This window comes from Campylobacter sp. BCW_6465, from assembly GCF_001762815.1.
Taxonomy (GTDB): Bacteria; Campylobacterota; Campylobacteria; order Campylobacterales; family Campylobacteraceae; genus Campylobacter_D; species Campylobacter_D jejuni.
This window is the reverse complement of record NZ_MJXN01000068.1, coordinates 1-639: the sequence shown is the minus strand read 5'-3', so window position 1 is coordinate 639 and position 639 is coordinate 1. Positions and strand designations below refer to the sequence as shown.

At 29.3% G+C, this 639-nt stretch carries 1 pseudogene; it reads right to left on the bottom strand.

Going from position 1 to position 639, the window contains the following annotated elements:
- Positions 1–455 precede the first annotated feature (455 nt).
- Positions 456–639: pseudogene (locus AJ886_RS10675) on the bottom strand (hypothetical protein); the annotation flags it as partial.

Below are 639 nucleotides of genomic sequence, written 5' to 3'. Positions count from 1 at the left end.
AAAATAACCAAAAGAATATACTTGAAAAATTAATAATACAAAAAACATATACTTTTTAAAAAAATAAAATTTTTCAAATATAGAAATTCAATAGAAGGAGAGAAGCTTAGTTAAAAGTTTGTTGGGTAAGCCACAAGGAGAAACTCACCCCCAAAGGGGCAAGGCTAATAAGCCTTGACAGTAATTATACAAATTAGTATAATTATAAGTATGAGTCGTGTCATATAGTTCACCCCCTTTCTAGGGTGTGATTATGCCACAGGGTTGCAGCCTTGTGGCAAAACCCTTAATGTAATTATACCAAACAAATTCTTTAACTTCTGAAACAATTTATGAAAGATTTTTGTATAAGTTTTAATATTTTAATGAAAATTTAGGTGTAAGCTATAAACAAGAAGCCTTTCGAGCTAGCTAAGAATACTTGGCTTTAGTTAGGAACCTCCTACTTCTAAGCGTTAGCGAAAGTAGGAGTAATTCACAGTTTTCATTGTTTTAAAATTTTTCTCTTTGTTATTAATAGATAATTTCGATATATCATATCTATCCCAAAAGATAAGCTCTAAAGGTCGTTGTAAAAAATGATAAGTTAAGCTTATAAAAATAATCAAAGCTATAAGCACACCACAAGGTATATAAAAT